Here is a 15,238-nt window from a genome sequence, read left to right as displayed (position 1 = left end):
TAAAAACATGATGTTTCTTATATTTTTTTTGAATTATCATTGAATAATTAACTTATTCTATAATCTTGTAAAGTATTGGGAAGATGTTTAAAAGCTGTATAAATAAAAAAGGACTATTAAAAAATAGTCCTGTATATTACTGTTAAGATGTATTAAAATCTAAGAGTGTCCGAAACCGATATTCCCTTTTTTATCTGAAAGTTTCTTTCTGAAATCAATCATTCTCAAGGCTGTTACGGCTGCTTCCACCCCTTTATTCCCCAGATCTCCACCGCTTCTTGCTATGGATTGTTCTTTATTATCATCTGTAAGAACACAGAAGATTGTTGGGGTATCTGTTAGGACATTGCAATCTTTAATTCCCTGTGCTACTGCTGAGCATACAAAATCAAAATGAGGAGTTTCACCACGGATCACACATCCGATGGCAATTACTGCATCATATTTTCTTTCTTTGCATAATTGCATGCTTGCATAGTTCAGCTCAAATGCCCCCGGAACCGGGAAAAGTTTAATGTTTTCTGGTTTTACACCTTCTTTTTCAAGAATTTCCAAAGCTGCATCACGAAGATTGTAAGTTACAAAATCATTCCACTCAGAAAAAACAATGCCGATAGAAAACTCTTCGGCATTTGTTATATGAAGTGGCTTGTAATCGGAAAGATTAACTGTTGCCATGTTTTAATTTAAATATTTAGTCATTTCAATATAAGAATCAGACATTCCGTTGTCGTAGTCCTGATATTTCTCGTCAATTGCAGAGAAGTATTTCTTAGCTTCAGCATTTTTCTTTAATCCTAATGCTACGATACCTGCTTTTCTTGTAAAATAATAAGTTGTATAAGGATCATCAGAAGCAGTTGATGCTTTGTCCAATAAAGACAGAGCCTCGTCATTTTGGTTAAGACCTGATTTTGCATCAGCCATTGCACCATATTTTAACGCTACCAATGTTTTATTATCAGATGAGAATTTATCTAAAAGATCATAGGCTTCCTGGAATTTTCCTTCTTTGAACTTTAATAAACCTGCATTGTAAGCAGAAAGTTCGCCAACCTTTGTTCCTGAATAATCGTTATATGTTCCTACAAAACCCGGATTAGCTGCAGATTTTCCGCCTAAAGCTTCTTTATCTTTACCTTCTGTCTGCTTTTTCTGTGCAGCAAGGAAACTTTTTACAGCTTCAACATTCTTAGGAGCCACTACAAACTGTTTGTAAGCAAAGAATCCTAAAACGCCTAAAACCAATACCCCAAATACAATACCCAATTGTTTTGAATATTTCTCAAGGAATCTTTCAGTGTTTAAAGCCTCTCTGTCAAGGTCTTTAAAGAACTCAACCGTTTCTTTACCTTCTTGCTCATTCGGAGCATTCTTTCCCAATTTTGCCATAAATTCTTAAAAATTGAACTGCAAATTTAATTGTTTCTGAATGATTTACAAAATACTTTGAAGTATTATTGTGAAAATGTTGTGAATTGCCATATACTAATGCCAAAAACGCTTCGACTCCGCTCAGCGTGACATCTTTAATACTAATATTTTTATAGTTCTATTAGCCTTGTCATGCTGAGCGGAGTCGAAGCATTTTTTATATTCCGTGAAATTAAAATTCTAAAATGTGATAGATTTCAGCATTGAACTGTTTCAGTTTCTCATCACCGTTTAATCCCTTTAATGCTGTTAAGAAACTGAACTGGGCTACGGTTGCTCCCTGTTTTTCCACAAGTTTGGCTGCAGCCTCTGTCGTTCCGCCTGTTGCCAGAAGATCATCATGAATCAGTATTCTCTGTTCTTTTTTGATCTGGCCTTCGCGGGTTTCTATTTCTGCGCTTCCATATTCAAGATCGTATTTTTCCGAAACAATTGGTGGGGGAAGTTTTCCTTTTTTACGAACCAAAATGAAAGGAACTTCCAGTGCTACAGCAATGGCAATTCCAAAGAGATATCCGCGGCTTTCAATTCCGCACACGGCATCTACCTTTCCTTTGCTGAAAGCAACAAGATCTGCAATAACTTCCTCATAAAGCTTCGGGTCCAGAAAAATGGGTGAAATATCTTTAAACTGAATTCCCGGAATAGGAAAATCAGGAAAGTTTTCAATAGTTTCTTCCAGTTTTTTAATCAGTTCTTGTGAAGCCATTATGGGTTTATTTTATAGCTGGAAATTTTCCAGTCTCCATTTACATTTTTAAGTCCGAAAGTCACTTTTAAAGAAGTTGTTTTTCCGCTCTTGTCTGTTACATCATAGGTTGCATTTACACTTGCTCCGTTGGCTGTTGTACCGTTGGTAGTGATGTTCTTCACACTTACATTCTTCACAGATCCAAAACCTGAAGTAGGGTTGGAGAATGATTCATAGCTTCCCCAGCTAGGATTGCTGGAAGCATCATATGCAGCTTTAAGGTTTTGAGAGCTTACACTGCTCAGGAATTTGCTTACTGTACTTTTCGGATCTGCTGCCGGTTGCTTGGGAGCAGCTGGAGTAGCAGTAGCCGCGTTAGGATCTGCAGTTGTAGCAGGTGTTGTCGTTGGATTGTTTGGATCAATTACAGCATTAGGATCTTGTGTTACAGCTGTTGAATCCGTTTTTGGAACAACCGGAACTTTCAGAGCTGATGCATTTACATCCAGCCCAATTTTAGACATTTTGAATGTCTTTGCTGTAGTTTTTACCGAAACGGTAATATCAATTTTGCCGTCTACGACTTTAGCAGCAGGAATTGAAGAAAATTTTAAATTAAATCCTTTAAAATTATTATCCTGCATAAGGTTTTTCGCCGTAGAAAGTTTTACTCCATTACTGAATACTTCTAAAGTAGCTTCTAAACCAGCTCCGGTAAATGATACAGGGTTTCCTGCATTATCCACAAGTCTTGGAACCACCTGAATGGCTGTAGGAGCTCCGGTTCCATCATCGCCGGTAGGTCTCGTGATAATGCTCAATGAGTTTGCTTTTACGTCATTGGCATCAGTCTCTTTAGCTTTATCATCACCGAAGATATTCATCTCTCCAAGTGAAGGTGGGGCTGTACTGGCCCATTCAATCCCATTTTTCTGCGCGACTCCGTCAGCCAAAGTAAGAATTTCAGGAACTTTTTTCCCGTCAATAAGCTTTCCAAGGGCTTTTAGTTCTTCCACATCACCATCTGCCTCTACACCGAACGTCTTCAGAATATAAAGCGCTTCGTTGAACTTGATCTGTTTAATTGTTGAAAGACTTGCAGTCATATCATTGATACTTGACTGAAGCGTTTTAGTATTCGTAGCATCTACATGATCCTTCTTGCATGCCGTAAAAAGCAACAGACTGAAAACAAGTAGAAAAGAAAACTTTTTCATTTTTATTTGGTTTGTTGCAAATTTAATAAAACCTTTATTAATAGTAAGTTTTTATTTTTCTTTTGTTGCTTATCAGATCCTATGTCTTTTTCAAATGATATATACTGTTATTATTCTTTAAACTTTTTATCCTGTGAAGTAGAGGTTTAGTTTTTGGCTTTATTTTCCTTTTCTTTCAAATCATCTTTGAAAAATGAACTGAATATCGTCTGCATATTCGGGAAGGAAGGCTCCTGCCAGTATTGGATTTTATAACTGCTGCTGCTTTTATCAAACTTCACTTTCTCTATATCATCATCGTTGCTGAAATTAAGTTCTGTAGGATAAAAGTTATTGTAGAGGATAATCTGGGTATAATCAGGTTCGCTTTTATGCTTAAGCTTTACAAAAGCAACTTCGTTGTATTCAAGAAAATCTTTAAGGCTTTTTTCTGAATTTTTTTCAAAAGACATATTAAGTATCGTTCTTATATCAAAGAATCTGAAACCAAATAAGGAAAATTCTTTCTCCTGAAGAGCAGCACCTGTCACTTCAATCTGATCATTCCGGTCACCTTTAAGTTCTTTAATGGTATTTCTTTTGGTTTTATATTCTTCAGGGTTTCCTACATTTTTCAGTTTTGGCAGTTGTAAAGACTGGCCATAATCCCATGTTGAAGTTTCTTTTTTTTCGTTTTTAAGCTCTAACCTAAAGACTCTGTACTGTTCAACATTTGTGCTTTTCAGCTTTTTGGTTTTGTTATCGAAAATATAGGTTACGATTCCGTCTGCATAGCTGTTCAGTTTACTGTTTACAGTTACGTATGCATTAAAATTACCCTTAATGACAATATATTTTGCAGGCTTTGTATTCTTGATGACTACAGTTTCAATTTCTTTTACCTGGTCATTGATTTTAATGATATCCTGATTAAGCTCTGAATAGGTAAGAAGCGCAACAGGAAAATTGTTGTATACTAATTGGAATTTTTCCTGAGAAGGAGAAATTGTCTGTTTGTCTATCTTACCATCTATATCAGAATAGGCAAGAATGTTTCCGTCTTTTCCGAAGACTGAAACTTTAGGCAGAGGTTTATTGGTTTGCTCAGAAACAAAAGTTATGGTTTGTGCCTGAATTAGGCTAAACAGAAAAACAAACAGGATACAGATCAGATAATTTCTTTTCATAATGATATTTTGTTTTTTGATTTATTTAAATAATTCATCAGTCTTATTATAAAGACACACAAAATTTAAAATGGTTGCCTGAAGAATTTAAATTTTTCACCTGTCTGCATAAAAAAAGACTGATCATTACAATCAGTCTTTTTTATTTTATGTCTGTTACAAGTCCTTAGAAAGGATACTCATAAATTTCAGATTCGTGTAAGAATGGGTTTCCTGTAGGGATCAGCTTTAATTTAGATAATGCTGTTAGTACAGTGAACATAAATAATCCTGCTACAAATAGAACAGCTCCTGCTATTAATAGGAATACTTCAGGATTTTTCCAGTAAGGTCCTACCGTTCCAGGCATTACCATATTGAAATAGTCTAAAAGGTGACCTAAAATAACTACTATAGCCATTATTGTTACTACTTTGTAGTTTCTCTTGATGCTGCTGCTTACCAATACCAATAAAGGTAATAGGAAGTTGATGATCAGCATTGGTAAGAATGTAGGTCCGTAGTGCTGGAATCTTCCGAAGAAGTAGTTAACCTCTTCCGGAACGTTCGCATACCAGTAAAGCATGAACTGAGCAAACCATGTATATGTCCAAAGCATACTTGTAGCGAAAAGGAATACTCCTAAATCGTGTAAGTGGTTGTCGTTGAACTGAGGTAAGAAACCATTTTTCTTAAGGTAAACACTTAGAAGGATAATCACAGCGATACCACTTGAAAGGCAGCTTACCATTGAATACCAGATATACATTGTAGAATACCAGTGAGGGTCAATAGACATCAACCAGTCCCAAGCCCAAGCAGCAGAAGCAAATCCGAAGAATGCAATATATCCTACCGCCCATCTGTAAAGCATCTGATAATCTACTTTAGATTTAGTTTCGTCTACTTTCTTAGACTGAGCTTTAAGTTTCCATGCGAAGAAAGAAGCTCCAATCACATAGATTAAAGTTCTGATAGCATAGAAAGGAATATTTAAGAATCTTTTCTTTTCAAAAAGGATCACATCGAAGTGTGCAGAATTAGGATCTGTCAATTCAGGATCCATCCAGTGGAATAAATGGCCATTGTGCGTGATATTCAATATCATCATAATAACCAGAATAGCACCACCATATGGGATATAAGAAGCAATAGCTTCCATTACTCTTGTAATAATAATAGGCCAACCTGCGTGGGCAGCATGCTGAATACAGTAAAAGAATAATACAGCACAACTAACTCCAAAGAAAAAGACTGCTACAAAGTGCAGTGATGCTAATGGTTGGTTGTGAACCTGAAGCTCTGCATGTTCTAAATGAGAAGCATGATCCTGAGGTCCTACCATTTCACTTGAGTGTGTAGGGGCAGTATGACCGGCAGAATGAACTGCTTCCATCATATGCTCTATTTTCTCAGTAGTCATTCCTTTATTCATAAAGAAACCGATAGCAAATAGAACTAAACCTACAACAAGAAGGATTATAGAAGTTGATTTTAATTTTGGTGAAAAACTATACATTTCTTTTCTTATTTTTTAGTTTCGGTAGTAGTCTCTTTTGCTTCTGCGGCTGGTGTAGCTGCAGGCGTTGCCGCTGCTGCAGGTGCTGCTGCTTTTTTGAAGGCACTCATCACATACATTGCTACTCTCCATCTGTCACCTGCATTAAGCTGGCCAGCATAAGATCCCATTGCATTTCTACCGTTAGTTAATACATAATGAACAGATCCTACAGTAATCTCTCTGTCAGCATAGTTTGGTACACCTGAGAAAGCTCCGCTTTGTACAATTGGACCCTGTCCATCACCACCAGTTCCGTGACATGCTGCACAAGTATGATCAAATAACATTTTTCCTCTTTCAATATCTTTAGCAGCATTTGCCGGATTAAGAGGTGATGTTGTCATTGTCTTGGAGGCATCATAACCTGCATTATATTCATCTACATTTTTAGGAAGAAGGCTTTCTTCGAAAATTCCGTCTTTGTTTTGAGGAACTGATCCTTCTACAGGAGTAAGACCTGTTGCAAAACTATTTTTTACGAAAGCAGGAATTTCATTTTCATGATCTGAATAGGCATCCTGAGCTTTCATCAATGGATCATAAGCTACCGGAAAGTACATATCAGGGAAATATACCAATGGTGTATTTTCTTTTGGTCCGCAAGAATTAAGTAAAACCGTTGTTAAACCTAAAACAGCTGTAATTTTTAATACATTCTTTTTCATTTTAAGCGTCTTTAACAGTTATTTCTTCAACTCCGGTTTCAATCAGCAACTGTTTTACAGACTCTACGTCATCAGTTACAAATTCCATCATGAATTTATCATCAGTAGTTCTCGGGTCTGGGTTCTGAGCAGGAGCTCCAGGATACATTTTATTTCTTACTAAGAAAGTCAATGACATCATGTGAGCAGCACAGAATACCATTAATTCAAACATTGGAACTACGAATGCCGGCATATTATGTGCCCAGTCAAAAGCAGGTTTACCACCAATGTTTTGAGGCCAGTCATGATTCATCACATACCAAGTTACAGTAGCACCGATGGTAACTCCGTAAAGAGCATAGAAGAATGCGGCATCAGAAATTCTGGTTTTCTTTAACCCTAAAGCTTTATCAAGTCCGTGAACCGGGAATGGAGTATAAACTTCGTTTATTGCAATCCCTTTATCGTTGAATGCTTTAACGCCGTTCATTAAATCGTCGTCGTCAGCATAAAGTCCGTATACAATTTTAGTGGTGCTCATCTCCTTCTTTTGCTTTATAAGTTTCACCTGAAATTTTCAGAATCGATTTTAATTCAGCCTGTGCAATTACAGGGAATGTTCTTGCGTATAATAAGAATAATACAGAGAAGAATCCGATTGTTCCTAAGTATACACCCACATCAATGATCGTTGGCTTAAACATAGTCCAAGATCCTGGTAAGTAATCTCTTGAAAGGTTGATAACGATGATATCAAAACGCTCGAACCACATACCGATGTTGATGATCAATGCAACGATGAAAGTCCAGATAATGTTTGTTCTTAGTCTCTTGAACCAGAATGAAGCCGGAACAACAAGGTTACAGATGATCAATGACCAGAATGCCCACCAGTAAGGTCCTACAGCAGCACCTGGAGAAAGATATGTAAAGTCCTCGAATCTTGAACCTGAATACCATCCGATAAAATATTCAGTAGCATAAGCTACAGTTACCATACCACCTGTTAAGATGATTACGATGTTCATGATCTCGATATGATACATCGTGATGTATTCTTCAAGGTGACATACTTTTCTTGCTACAAGCAATAGGGTCTGTACCATTGCGAATCCAGAGAAGATCGCACCGGCAACGAAGTAAGGAGGGTAGATTGTAGAGTGCCATCCTTTAATAACCGAAGTTGCGAAGTCAAAAGATACCGTGGTGTGTACCGAGAATACAAGTGGAGTAGCCAAACCTGCAAGAACCAAAGAAAGTTCTTCGAATCTCTGCCAGTGTTTTGCTTTACCACCCCATCCGAATGCAAGGAATGTATAAATTTTTCTAGTCCAAGGAGTTTTAGCTCTGTCTCTGATCATTGCAAAGTCAGGGATTAGTCCCATGAACCAGAATACTGTTGATACTGAGAAATACGTAGAGATTGCAAATACGTCCCAAAGTAGAGGAGAGTTAAAGTTCCCCCAAAGAGAACCGAACTGGTTTGGTAAAGGGAATACCCAATATCCTACCCAAACTCTACCCATGTGGATTACAGGGAAGATAGCTGCCTGTACAACCGCAAAGATCGTCATCGCCTCTGCAGATCTGTTTACAGACATTCTCCAACGCTGTCTAAATAATAATAATACTGCGGAGATTAGGGTCCCGGCGTGACCGATACCTACCCACCATACGAAGTTGGTAATATCCCAACCCCAGTTAATAGTTCTGTTAAGCCCCCATGCTCCAATACCTGTTCCGATAGTGTAAGCGATACAGCCAAATCCGTAGATGAATAGAACTAAGGCAGCATATAGTGAAATCCACCATAGTTTACCTGCTCTTTCTTCGATAGGTCGTGCAATATCTTCTGTGATATCGTGATAAGTTTTGTGACCAATAATTAGAGGTTCCCTTATCGGAGCTTCGTAATGTCCTGACATTTTTTACCTATTTATTATTTAAACTTTATTTTTCTACTCTGTTTCTTACTTTAGTGTGATAGAACACATTTGGTTTTGTTCCGATCTCCTCTAGTAAATAATATCTTCTGTTGCTGGAGTACAATTCTCTCACTTCAGATTCTTTGTCATTCATGTCTCCGAACGTCATTGCTCCGGTAGAACAAGCAGCAGCACAAGCACAAGAGTTCTTGAACTCATTATCTGTTACTTTTCTGTTCTCTCTCTTAGCTGCCAAGATAGTAGCCTGAGTTTCCTGGATACACATTGAACATTTCTCCATTACCCCTCTTGTTCTTACAACTACGTCAGGGTTCAGTACCATTCTTCCTAAATCATTGTTCATGTTGAAGTCGAACTTATCATTCAGGTTATAAGTAAACCAGTTGAAACGTCTTACTTTGTACGGACAGTTGTTTGCACAATATCTTGTACCGATACATCTGTTGTAAGCCATATGGTTCTGACCTTGCTTACCATGTGAAGTAGCCGCTACCGGACATACAGTTTCACAAGGAGCGTGGTTACAGTGCTGACACATTACCGGCTGGAAGATTACGTCCGGATTGTCTGCAGGGTGGTTTAACGCACCTCCGTCTCCGAATGCAGTACCGTATAATTCTGGTACAGCCATTCCTTCTTTCAATCCTTCGTATACTTCTACTTTCTGTCTTGAAGAATAGTAACGGTCAATTCTTAACCAATACATATCTCTGGACATTCTGATTTCTTTTTTACCTACAACAGGAACGTTGTTTTCTGCCTGACATGCAATGATACATGCTCCACAACCTGTACAAGAGTTCAGGTCGATTGACAGGTTAAAGTGAGGACCGTCCGTATCATCGAAAGCATCCCAAAGGTCAATCTTTCTTGCCGGAAGGGCTCCACTGATTGTATGATATTCCAAAGGCTTGTTCCAACCTTTGTGCTCATCGTCAAATGCTACATTCAGGAAATCTGCCAAAGGAACTTCTTTAGCGATTTCGTAACGTCCCATTAATGTATTCTGAAGCTGGATACCTGCAAATTCGTGATCTTCTCCTGTTTTTTCGATCTTAACTCCTGAAACAGTTAAGTTAGAACCATCAAATAAAGGATAAGCATTTACTCCGGTATCGGCAGTAGCTCCTGAGTCTTTTTTACCGTATCCAAGCGCAAGACCTACAGATCCTTCTGCCTGTCCCGGCTGTATGAATACAGGAACATCTTTTATTGTTACTCCGTTTACAGTAAGGTTTACGATAGAACCATCCAGCTGCATTCTTGCATTAAGATCGTTATCGATGGCAAACTTTTCTGCATCTTTCGGAGAAATTGTCAGATAATTATCCCAAGACATTCTTGTGATAGGATCCGGTAATTCCTGAAGCCAAGGGTTGTTGGCCTGAGTACCGTCACCCATTGAAGGCTTGGTGTATAAAACTAATTCTAATTCAGAAGGCTTGAAGCTTCCTAATTCAGCAACAGCCTGAGCTGCATTACCTCCTGCATATGCTAATGAAGTTGCATTGCTTGAAGTAGTGAAACCGTTATATAAAGCTTTGTTGAAAGAAGTACCTCCTAAAATGGAAGCAGAACTAGCTTTTAAATAATCATAATAATTGTTAGCAGCATTGTTTTTACCATTTTTCCAAACCAATAGGGATTCTTCGATCTGTCTTGATTTGTAGATTTTCTGGATCGTTGGCTGCATTAATGAATATACTCCTGTCTGAGGCTCAATATCACCCCAAGACTCTAGCCAGTTAGCTACCGGAATTACAGCTTTTGCTGCTTTGTACATTTCATTTTTCTTATCAGCAACGGCAACTACAAGGTCTACTTTTTTAGCTGCAAGAGCTTTTTTGAAGTCTTCTCCTTTTGGATGAGAGTAGATAGGGTCTACATTGTTTGCGATCAATACGCCAACCTGACCTGCATTTACCCATCCTAAGAATTCCTGGTATCTTGCTTTGTCGAAATCTTTCAGAAGATTTGCTTTACCTGTGAAAGCAACTGATCCTAATTTCTGGTTGATTAAGTGTGCTAAAACCTGTGCACCTTTAGAACCGTCAGCAAAAACAACAGCTTTGCTGCCTTTTGCTTTAAGCTCTGCTGCAATTTCAGAAGCAGTCTTATCTGAAGTACCGCCACCTACAATTGCATTGTAAACTTCAATTAAAGTTTTGTTTACAGCACTTGGCTTTAATCTGTATCTTGAGTCAGCATTAGCACCTGTTAATGACATGTTGGATTCCACCTGAATGTGTCTCAACATGCTTGCTCCCGGCTTTCTTGCTGCTGCGTAAGAAGTTTCTAAGCTTGCTGCATTATAATCTCCTAAGAAATCTGCCTGGAAAGAAACTACCAATTCTGAACCTTTAAGGTCATAAACCGGTAATGCTCTCTGTCCGAATACTTCCTGAGCTGCATCTAAAGCTGCAGAATGAGGATAAGCATCATAAGTTACAAGTTCAGCTGTAGGATATTTAGCTTTGAATTCAGCAAATAGCTTTTTGAAAGTAGGGGAAGGTAAAGAGTGTGATAAAAGCACTATCTTTTTACCTGCTGTGTTTGCATCTGCCAAACCTGTAAGGATAACACTGTCTACTTTATCGAAAGTTTCGTCTTTACCATCCAGTTTAGGCTGCTTTACTTTATCATTGTCATAAAGAGAAAGCACACTTGCCTGAGCTCTTGCATTCGTTTTTCCTAAATCTCCCGCTGCCGGGTTCGGATCTATTTTGATAGGTCTTCCTTCACGGGTCTTTACTAAAACGCTGGCGAAGTCGAATCCGTCAAAATATGTTGAAGCGTAATAATTCGGAACCCCCGGAATAATGTCATGCGGTTTTACCACATAAGGAATCGTTTTGATTACCGGTGCTTCACAGGCAGCCAATGTTACTGCTGCTGTAGAGAATCCTAATATTTTTAAGAAATCTCTTCTTGAAGTACTGGATCCGTTCTGTTCAGCATCTCCAAGGAAATCTTCTACCGGAATTTCTTCCTGAAACTCTTTCTGAGCCAGCTTATTGTTCAAAGCCGGATCTTTAAGTTCATGAATACTTCTAAATTGTATTTTGTTTGAAGCCATTTATACTTCTAATTTTTTAGTTATTAATAATGACATTTACCACACTCAAGACCTCCAATTGCATCTACAGTGATCTTACCGCCATCCTGAGGATATTGTTTTTTCAACTTGTCATGTAGATTCTTGAAGTATTCTTTATTATAACCGTTGTTCATATCAACCTCAGTAGTTCTGTGGCACTCGATACACCATCCCATAGTGAAGTCATTAGCCATCTGAACAACATTCATTGTGTCAATTTTTCCGTGACAAGCTTTACATACAACATCAATTTTGTTGTTAGGATTCTTTTTGTTGAAAGAATTGATGATCGCCTGCTCACCTGCTACTACGTGCTGAGAGTGGTTGAAGTACACGAAATCTGGCATATTGTGGATTCTTGTCCATTCAACTGGCTGTGTTTTTCCAGTGTATTGCTGTTTTGCAGGATCCCAGCCTGTTGCTGCATAGATCTTCTGGATTTCACCATCGTAGAATGCTTTATCTTTTCCTGGCTCCATGTAGTGATCTGCATTGTACTCAGAAATAGTTCTGTGACAGTTCATACAAACGTTCATAGAAGGGATTTCAGATACTTTTCCATATTTTGCACTGGAGTGACATAACTGACAGTCAATTTTTTGCTCTCCAGCGTGGATTTTGTGAGAGAAGTAGATAGGCTGTTCCGGCTTATATCCTTTGTAAACCCCGATCCACATGATCCAGTTCCAAACTCCATAAGCAGCAAGAAGAGCAAGGATACCCAATAATGCTTTACCTATATAGTGGTATTTCTCGTAGATTTCGCTGAAAGATTTAACTCTGGTTTCGTTAAGTCCGGCTAAGTCTTCAGACTGACCTAATTTAACTAATTGTCTTAGTTTAATTAAGATCCAAACTAACAGACCTGCGATTGCGATAAGTGAAATAATAACAACGCTTGTTGTTGTGTTGTTAGCCGGTGCTGCCGATGCTGCTCCTGCTCCTGCAGTTGCTTTATCGTCAGTTTTGGCTGGCTCGGGAGCCGGAGGATTAGTTGTAAATGCTAAGATGTCATCAATATCCTTATCTGTAAGATTAGGAAACTGAAGCATTTCAGTTTTATTAAATTTTTCGAAAATCTCATTGGCGTATTTGTCCCCAGAAGCTCTAAGAGCTTTGTTGTCTTTGATCCACTTGTGAAGCCAATCTTTGTCTACACCACCTTCTGTCTTTACTCGTTCTACAACCCCTTTCAAAGGAGGTCCTATTACTTGTTTGTCCAGCGCGTGACATGCAGTACAATTCGCTTTGAAAAGTTTTTCGCCGTTTTTAGGATCGCCGTCTTGCCCGTAAATTGAAGCACTGGTTGATAGCAATAAGCCTATCGCGATCAACGTTTGTTTATAATGCTTTCTCCAACTAATCATTTAAATTATCTTATGTTAGTAAAATATTGAACCAATCAATTCCGCAAAAATAATATTTTTAACAGGAATTTAACGGTATATGGAAAAGGGAAAATATCATTTACGTTTAATTTGTATTGATTCTAAATAGTGTAGTTTGGTATAATTTTTTAATTTGTATAAATTTGCGGAAACAAGTTTAAATGAGAAATTTAATCAAAATATTTTCAATAATATCTTTATTTGGGTTTTATAGTGTTGAAGCCCAGCAGGTTGTTCAGAAAGATACCCTATCGGGAACAGAACTGATAATGACTATGGATCCCAAAGTAAGTGCTGCTTTGGAAGGGATCGAAGGTAAATGTTCCAAAACAACCGGCAGTAATGTGGTAAGAGAAAATAATACAGACAGTGGAATTGTGAGTCCACCAAAACCTACGAAAATTTATGTTCCAAGCAGAGAACTGACTAATGCAGAAATCTGTCGTAAGAACCCAAGGATTTTAGGATTCAAAATCCAGATAACAACTGTAAAAAGCAATGAAGAAGCTAATGAAGTGAAGTCTTATTTCAGAAAAAGATTCCCGAATCTGAAGGTGGAAACGGATGCTTCTTTAAGACCTAATTATAAAATTCTGGCAGGAAGTTATTTCACAAAACAGAGTGCATCTGCAGATCTGTCAAGAATCAGAGAGTACTTTAAATCGGCAATTGCCGTACAGTACAGAATTTTCTGCGCCGAAGCAAAATAATAATTACTAAAAATATAAAAAGTAAAGCTGAGAATTTTCTCAGCTTTTTTTATTGGTAATAAGTCTCCAGAAACCGGAAGAATTCTGACATTCTGAATATATTGTTGACCAGCAGAAAGACAAATAAAATACATGTTGTCCCGATCAGGAATGATAAGATCTTCGGCTTCGATCTGTAGGCGTAAAACAGCCAGCCCAAAAGTAGCGGATAGACAAAAACAAAATGTCCTCCATAGATATATGAAGTATGAAGCCCGAATCTCATGATGCAGTGAATGACAATGTCTATAAAGAAAGAAATGGCAATAACCTGAACCAGTTTATTTCTGAAATTTTTTAAATAACACCATAAAATAAGCACTAATAATATTGTAACAAAAGCATAACAGAAAAGGGATGAATAAGGTTCCATGAGAAGCCCTTTAAAATCAAATCCCTTCATATTATGCTTATCCACTGTCATGAAACTTGGAAACAAAATACTGCCTCCAAAAAAATAAGAAAGCATCATATCCCAGTCGGGAATTGATTCTACACTGGAGAATTTTTCATACTGCTGATTGGTCTTCGAGAGGATATTTTCATATTTAAAATCAATCCGGAGCAAATAAAGAAATGCAAAACATATTATGGTAAGCGCTACCCTGAAAGCAGTGTTCCCGAGTTTTTTCCAATTTTTAAAAATATCTTTTTCGAAGGCTACAGGAATAAAAACTTTAGCCAGATTGGTAATAGTAATTCCTCCAATCGTAATTCCGGCAAAGACCAGAGCTGATGCTGGTATTTTTTCGTCTTCTTTAAGCTTTGTGGCTGTGTAATAATTATAAATGCTGAGCAAGAGCAGGGTATAGGTGAAATTTTCCGGAGTAAAAGAAAGGATAATGGTCGTGGAAAAAGTTCCGAAAAATAAAATAAGTAATAAGGCAATACTTAAGGGCAGTCTGATAATATTCTTAAGATATTTGAAAATCTGTACAATACACAAAGTTATAGCAATATTACTGAGCCAGGCAAGGGTAAGTCTGAATGTGGCATCCATTTTTCCGCCTGAAATGAAAAGAGAAAACTCTCTGATCCAGTTAAAAAAATAATAGGCTAAAGGATGTCTCTCAAAGCTGCCGCCACTCATTACAATTGCTTTATTATCAAAGCTGAAATAGGCGTCCCAGGGAATCCGGCTGTCAAAAATGATGCGATAGTTAAGAGCAATGAAGGAACCCAGTATTCCGTAGCAAATCAGAAAGAACAGAAAAACTGCCAGTTCTGTATAGGACCAGGGAAATATCTGTTTTAAAAAGGCTATGAGTTTTGTTTTAATGAAAGACACAGATCAATTTTTTACAAAAATAGAATAAAAAAACTCACCACGTCCGGTGAGTTTTAAGATTGTGATTGCTGTTTT

At 37.7% G+C, this 15,238-nt stretch carries 13 protein-coding genes; 1 reads left to right on the top strand and 12 read right to left on the bottom strand.

Going from position 1 to position 15,238, the window contains the following annotated elements:
* Positions 1 to 159: 159 nt before the first annotated feature.
* From ribH to ACQWU4_RS09475, 11 genes are all read right to left on the bottom strand, one after another.
* Entirely contained in the window at positions 160 to 678 is a 519-nt protein-coding gene (ribH, locus tag ACQWU4_RS09525; RefSeq protein WP_429935531.1) for a 6,7-dimethyl-8-ribityllumazine synthase, read from the bottom strand.
* A gap of 3 nt (positions 679 to 681) precedes the next feature.
* Entirely contained in the window at positions 682 to 1,392 is a 711-nt protein-coding gene (locus ACQWU4_RS09520; protein ID WP_429935530.1) for a tetratricopeptide repeat protein, read from the bottom strand.
* A gap of 214 nt (positions 1,393 to 1,606) precedes the next feature.
* A complete protein-coding gene (locus ACQWU4_RS09515) occupies positions 1,607 to 2,143 on the bottom strand; it encodes an adenine phosphoribosyltransferase (protein ID WP_429935529.1) in 537 nt (178 codons plus the stop codon).
* On the bottom strand, positions 2,143 to 3,342 hold the full coding sequence (locus ACQWU4_RS09510; RefSeq protein WP_429935528.1) for a hypothetical protein: 1,200 nt from the start codon (positions 3,340 to 3,342) through the stop codon (positions 2,143 to 2,145). Before ACQWU4_RS09510 ends, ACQWU4_RS09515 begins: the two co-directional genes overlap by 1 nt.
* Before the next feature lie 146 nt (positions 3,343 to 3,488).
* Positions 3,489 to 4,508: a hypothetical protein gene (locus tag ACQWU4_RS09505; RefSeq protein WP_429935527.1), complete on the bottom strand. Its 1,020-nt coding sequence runs from the start codon at positions 4,506 to 4,508 to the stop codon at positions 3,489 to 3,491.
* Positions 4,509 to 4,674: 166 nt separating this feature from the next.
* Positions 4,675 to 6,006: a quinol:cytochrome C oxidoreductase gene (locus ACQWU4_RS09500; RefSeq protein ID WP_429935526.1), complete on the bottom strand. Its 1,332-nt coding sequence runs from the start codon at positions 6,004 to 6,006 to the stop codon at positions 4,675 to 4,677.
* Positions 6,007 to 6,014: 8 nt separating this feature from the next.
* Positions 6,015 to 6,713: a c-type cytochrome gene (locus tag ACQWU4_RS09495; protein WP_429935525.1), complete on the bottom strand. Its 699-nt coding sequence runs from the start codon at positions 6,711 to 6,713 to the stop codon at positions 6,015 to 6,017.
* A 1-nt stretch (position 6,714) separates the two neighbouring features.
* The gene (locus ACQWU4_RS09490; RefSeq protein WP_184163928.1) at positions 6,715 to 7,236 is read right to left on the bottom strand and encodes a DUF3341 domain-containing protein; all 522 of its coding nucleotides are present in this window, start codon (positions 7,234 to 7,236) and stop codon (positions 6,715 to 6,717) included.
* Entirely contained in the window at positions 7,223 to 8,620 is a 1,398-nt protein-coding gene (gene nrfD, locus ACQWU4_RS09485) for an NrfD/PsrC family molybdoenzyme membrane anchor subunit (protein WP_040993281.1), read from the bottom strand. Before nrfD ends, ACQWU4_RS09490 begins: the two co-directional genes overlap by 14 nt.
* A gap of 25 nt (positions 8,621 to 8,645) precedes the next feature.
* Positions 8,646 to 11,717: a TAT-variant-translocated molybdopterin oxidoreductase gene (locus ACQWU4_RS09480; RefSeq protein ID WP_429935524.1), complete on the bottom strand. Its 3,072-nt coding sequence runs from the start codon at positions 11,715 to 11,717 to the stop codon at positions 8,646 to 8,648.
* 23 nt (positions 11,718 to 11,740) lie between these two features.
* Positions 11,741 to 13,105: a c-type cytochrome gene (locus ACQWU4_RS09475; protein ID WP_429935523.1), complete on the bottom strand. Its 1,365-nt coding sequence runs from the start codon at positions 13,103 to 13,105 to the stop codon at positions 11,741 to 11,743.
* Between the two features lie 182 nt (positions 13,106 to 13,287).
* Here ACQWU4_RS09475 and ACQWU4_RS09470 point away from each other — a divergent pair, with 182 nt between their 5' ends.
* Positions 13,288 to 13,836 (top strand): SPOR domain-containing protein, encoded by a 549-nt coding sequence (locus ACQWU4_RS09470; protein WP_429935522.1) that lies wholly within the window; start codon positions 13,288 to 13,290, stop codon positions 13,834 to 13,836.
* 49 nt (positions 13,837 to 13,885) lie between these two features.
* On the opposite strand, the gene ACQWU4_RS09465 is transcribed toward ACQWU4_RS09470, so the two are convergent.
* On the bottom strand, positions 13,886 to 15,163 hold the full coding sequence (locus ACQWU4_RS09465) for a DUF6080 domain-containing protein (protein WP_429935521.1): 1,278 nt from the start codon (positions 15,161 to 15,163) through the stop codon (positions 13,886 to 13,888).
* Between the last annotated feature and the right edge of the window lie 75 nt (positions 15,164 to 15,238).

Origin of the sequence: Chryseobacterium sp. MIQD13 (assembly GCF_050496705.1) — a bacterium.
In the GTDB taxonomy this organism is placed as follows: domain Bacteria; phylum Bacteroidota; class Bacteroidia; order Flavobacteriales; family Weeksellaceae; genus Chryseobacterium.
The sequence above is the reverse complement of the archived record's forward strand: the minus strand, read 5'-3'. Positions and strand labels throughout refer to the sequence as shown.

What these genes read in the sequence shown, in the direction of transcription:
- ACQWU4_RS09510 (WP_429935528.1), bottom strand. Translation starts at nt 3,342, where the DNA reads ATGAAAAAGTTTTCTTTTCTACTTGTTTTCAGTCTGTTGCTTTTTACG.
- ACQWU4_RS09505 (WP_429935527.1), bottom strand. Translation starts at nt 4,508, where the DNA reads ATGAAAAGAAATTATCTGATCTGTATCCTGTTTGTTTTTCTGTTTAGC.
- ACQWU4_RS09500 (WP_429935526.1), bottom strand. Translation starts at nt 6,006, where the DNA reads ATGTATAGTTTTTCACCAAAATTAAAATCAACTTCTATAATCCTTCTT.
- ribH (WP_429935531.1), bottom strand. Translation starts at nt 678, where the DNA reads ATGGCAACAGTTAATCTTTCCGATTACAAGCCACTTCATATAACAAAT.
- ACQWU4_RS09490 (WP_184163928.1), bottom strand. Translation starts at nt 7,236, where the DNA reads ATGAGCACCACTAAAATTGTATACGGACTTTATGCTGACGACGACGAT.
- ACQWU4_RS09475 (WP_429935523.1), bottom strand. Translation starts at nt 13,105, where the DNA reads ATGATTAGTTGGAGAAAGCATTATAAACAAACGTTGATCGCGATAGGC.
- ACQWU4_RS09515 (WP_429935529.1), bottom strand. Translation starts at nt 2,143, where the DNA reads ATGGCTTCACAAGAACTGATTAAAAAACTGGAAGAAACTATTGAAAAC.
- ACQWU4_RS09480 (WP_429935524.1), bottom strand. Translation starts at nt 11,717, where the DNA reads ATGGCTTCAAACAAAATACAATTTAGAAGTATTCATGAACTTAAAGAT.
- ACQWU4_RS09470 (WP_429935522.1), top strand. Translation starts at nt 13,288, where the DNA reads ATGAGAAATTTAATCAAAATATTTTCAATAATATCTTTATTTGGGTTT.
- ACQWU4_RS09495 (WP_429935525.1), bottom strand. Translation starts at nt 6,713, where the DNA reads ATGAAAAAGAATGTATTAAAAATTACAGCTGTTTTAGGTTTAACAACG.
- ACQWU4_RS09520 (WP_429935530.1), bottom strand. Translation starts at nt 1,392, where the DNA reads ATGGCAAAATTGGGAAAGAATGCTCCGAATGAGCAAGAAGGTAAAGAA.
- nrfD (WP_040993281.1), bottom strand. Translation starts at nt 8,620, where the DNA reads ATGTCAGGACATTACGAAGCTCCGATAAGGGAACCTCTAATTATTGGT.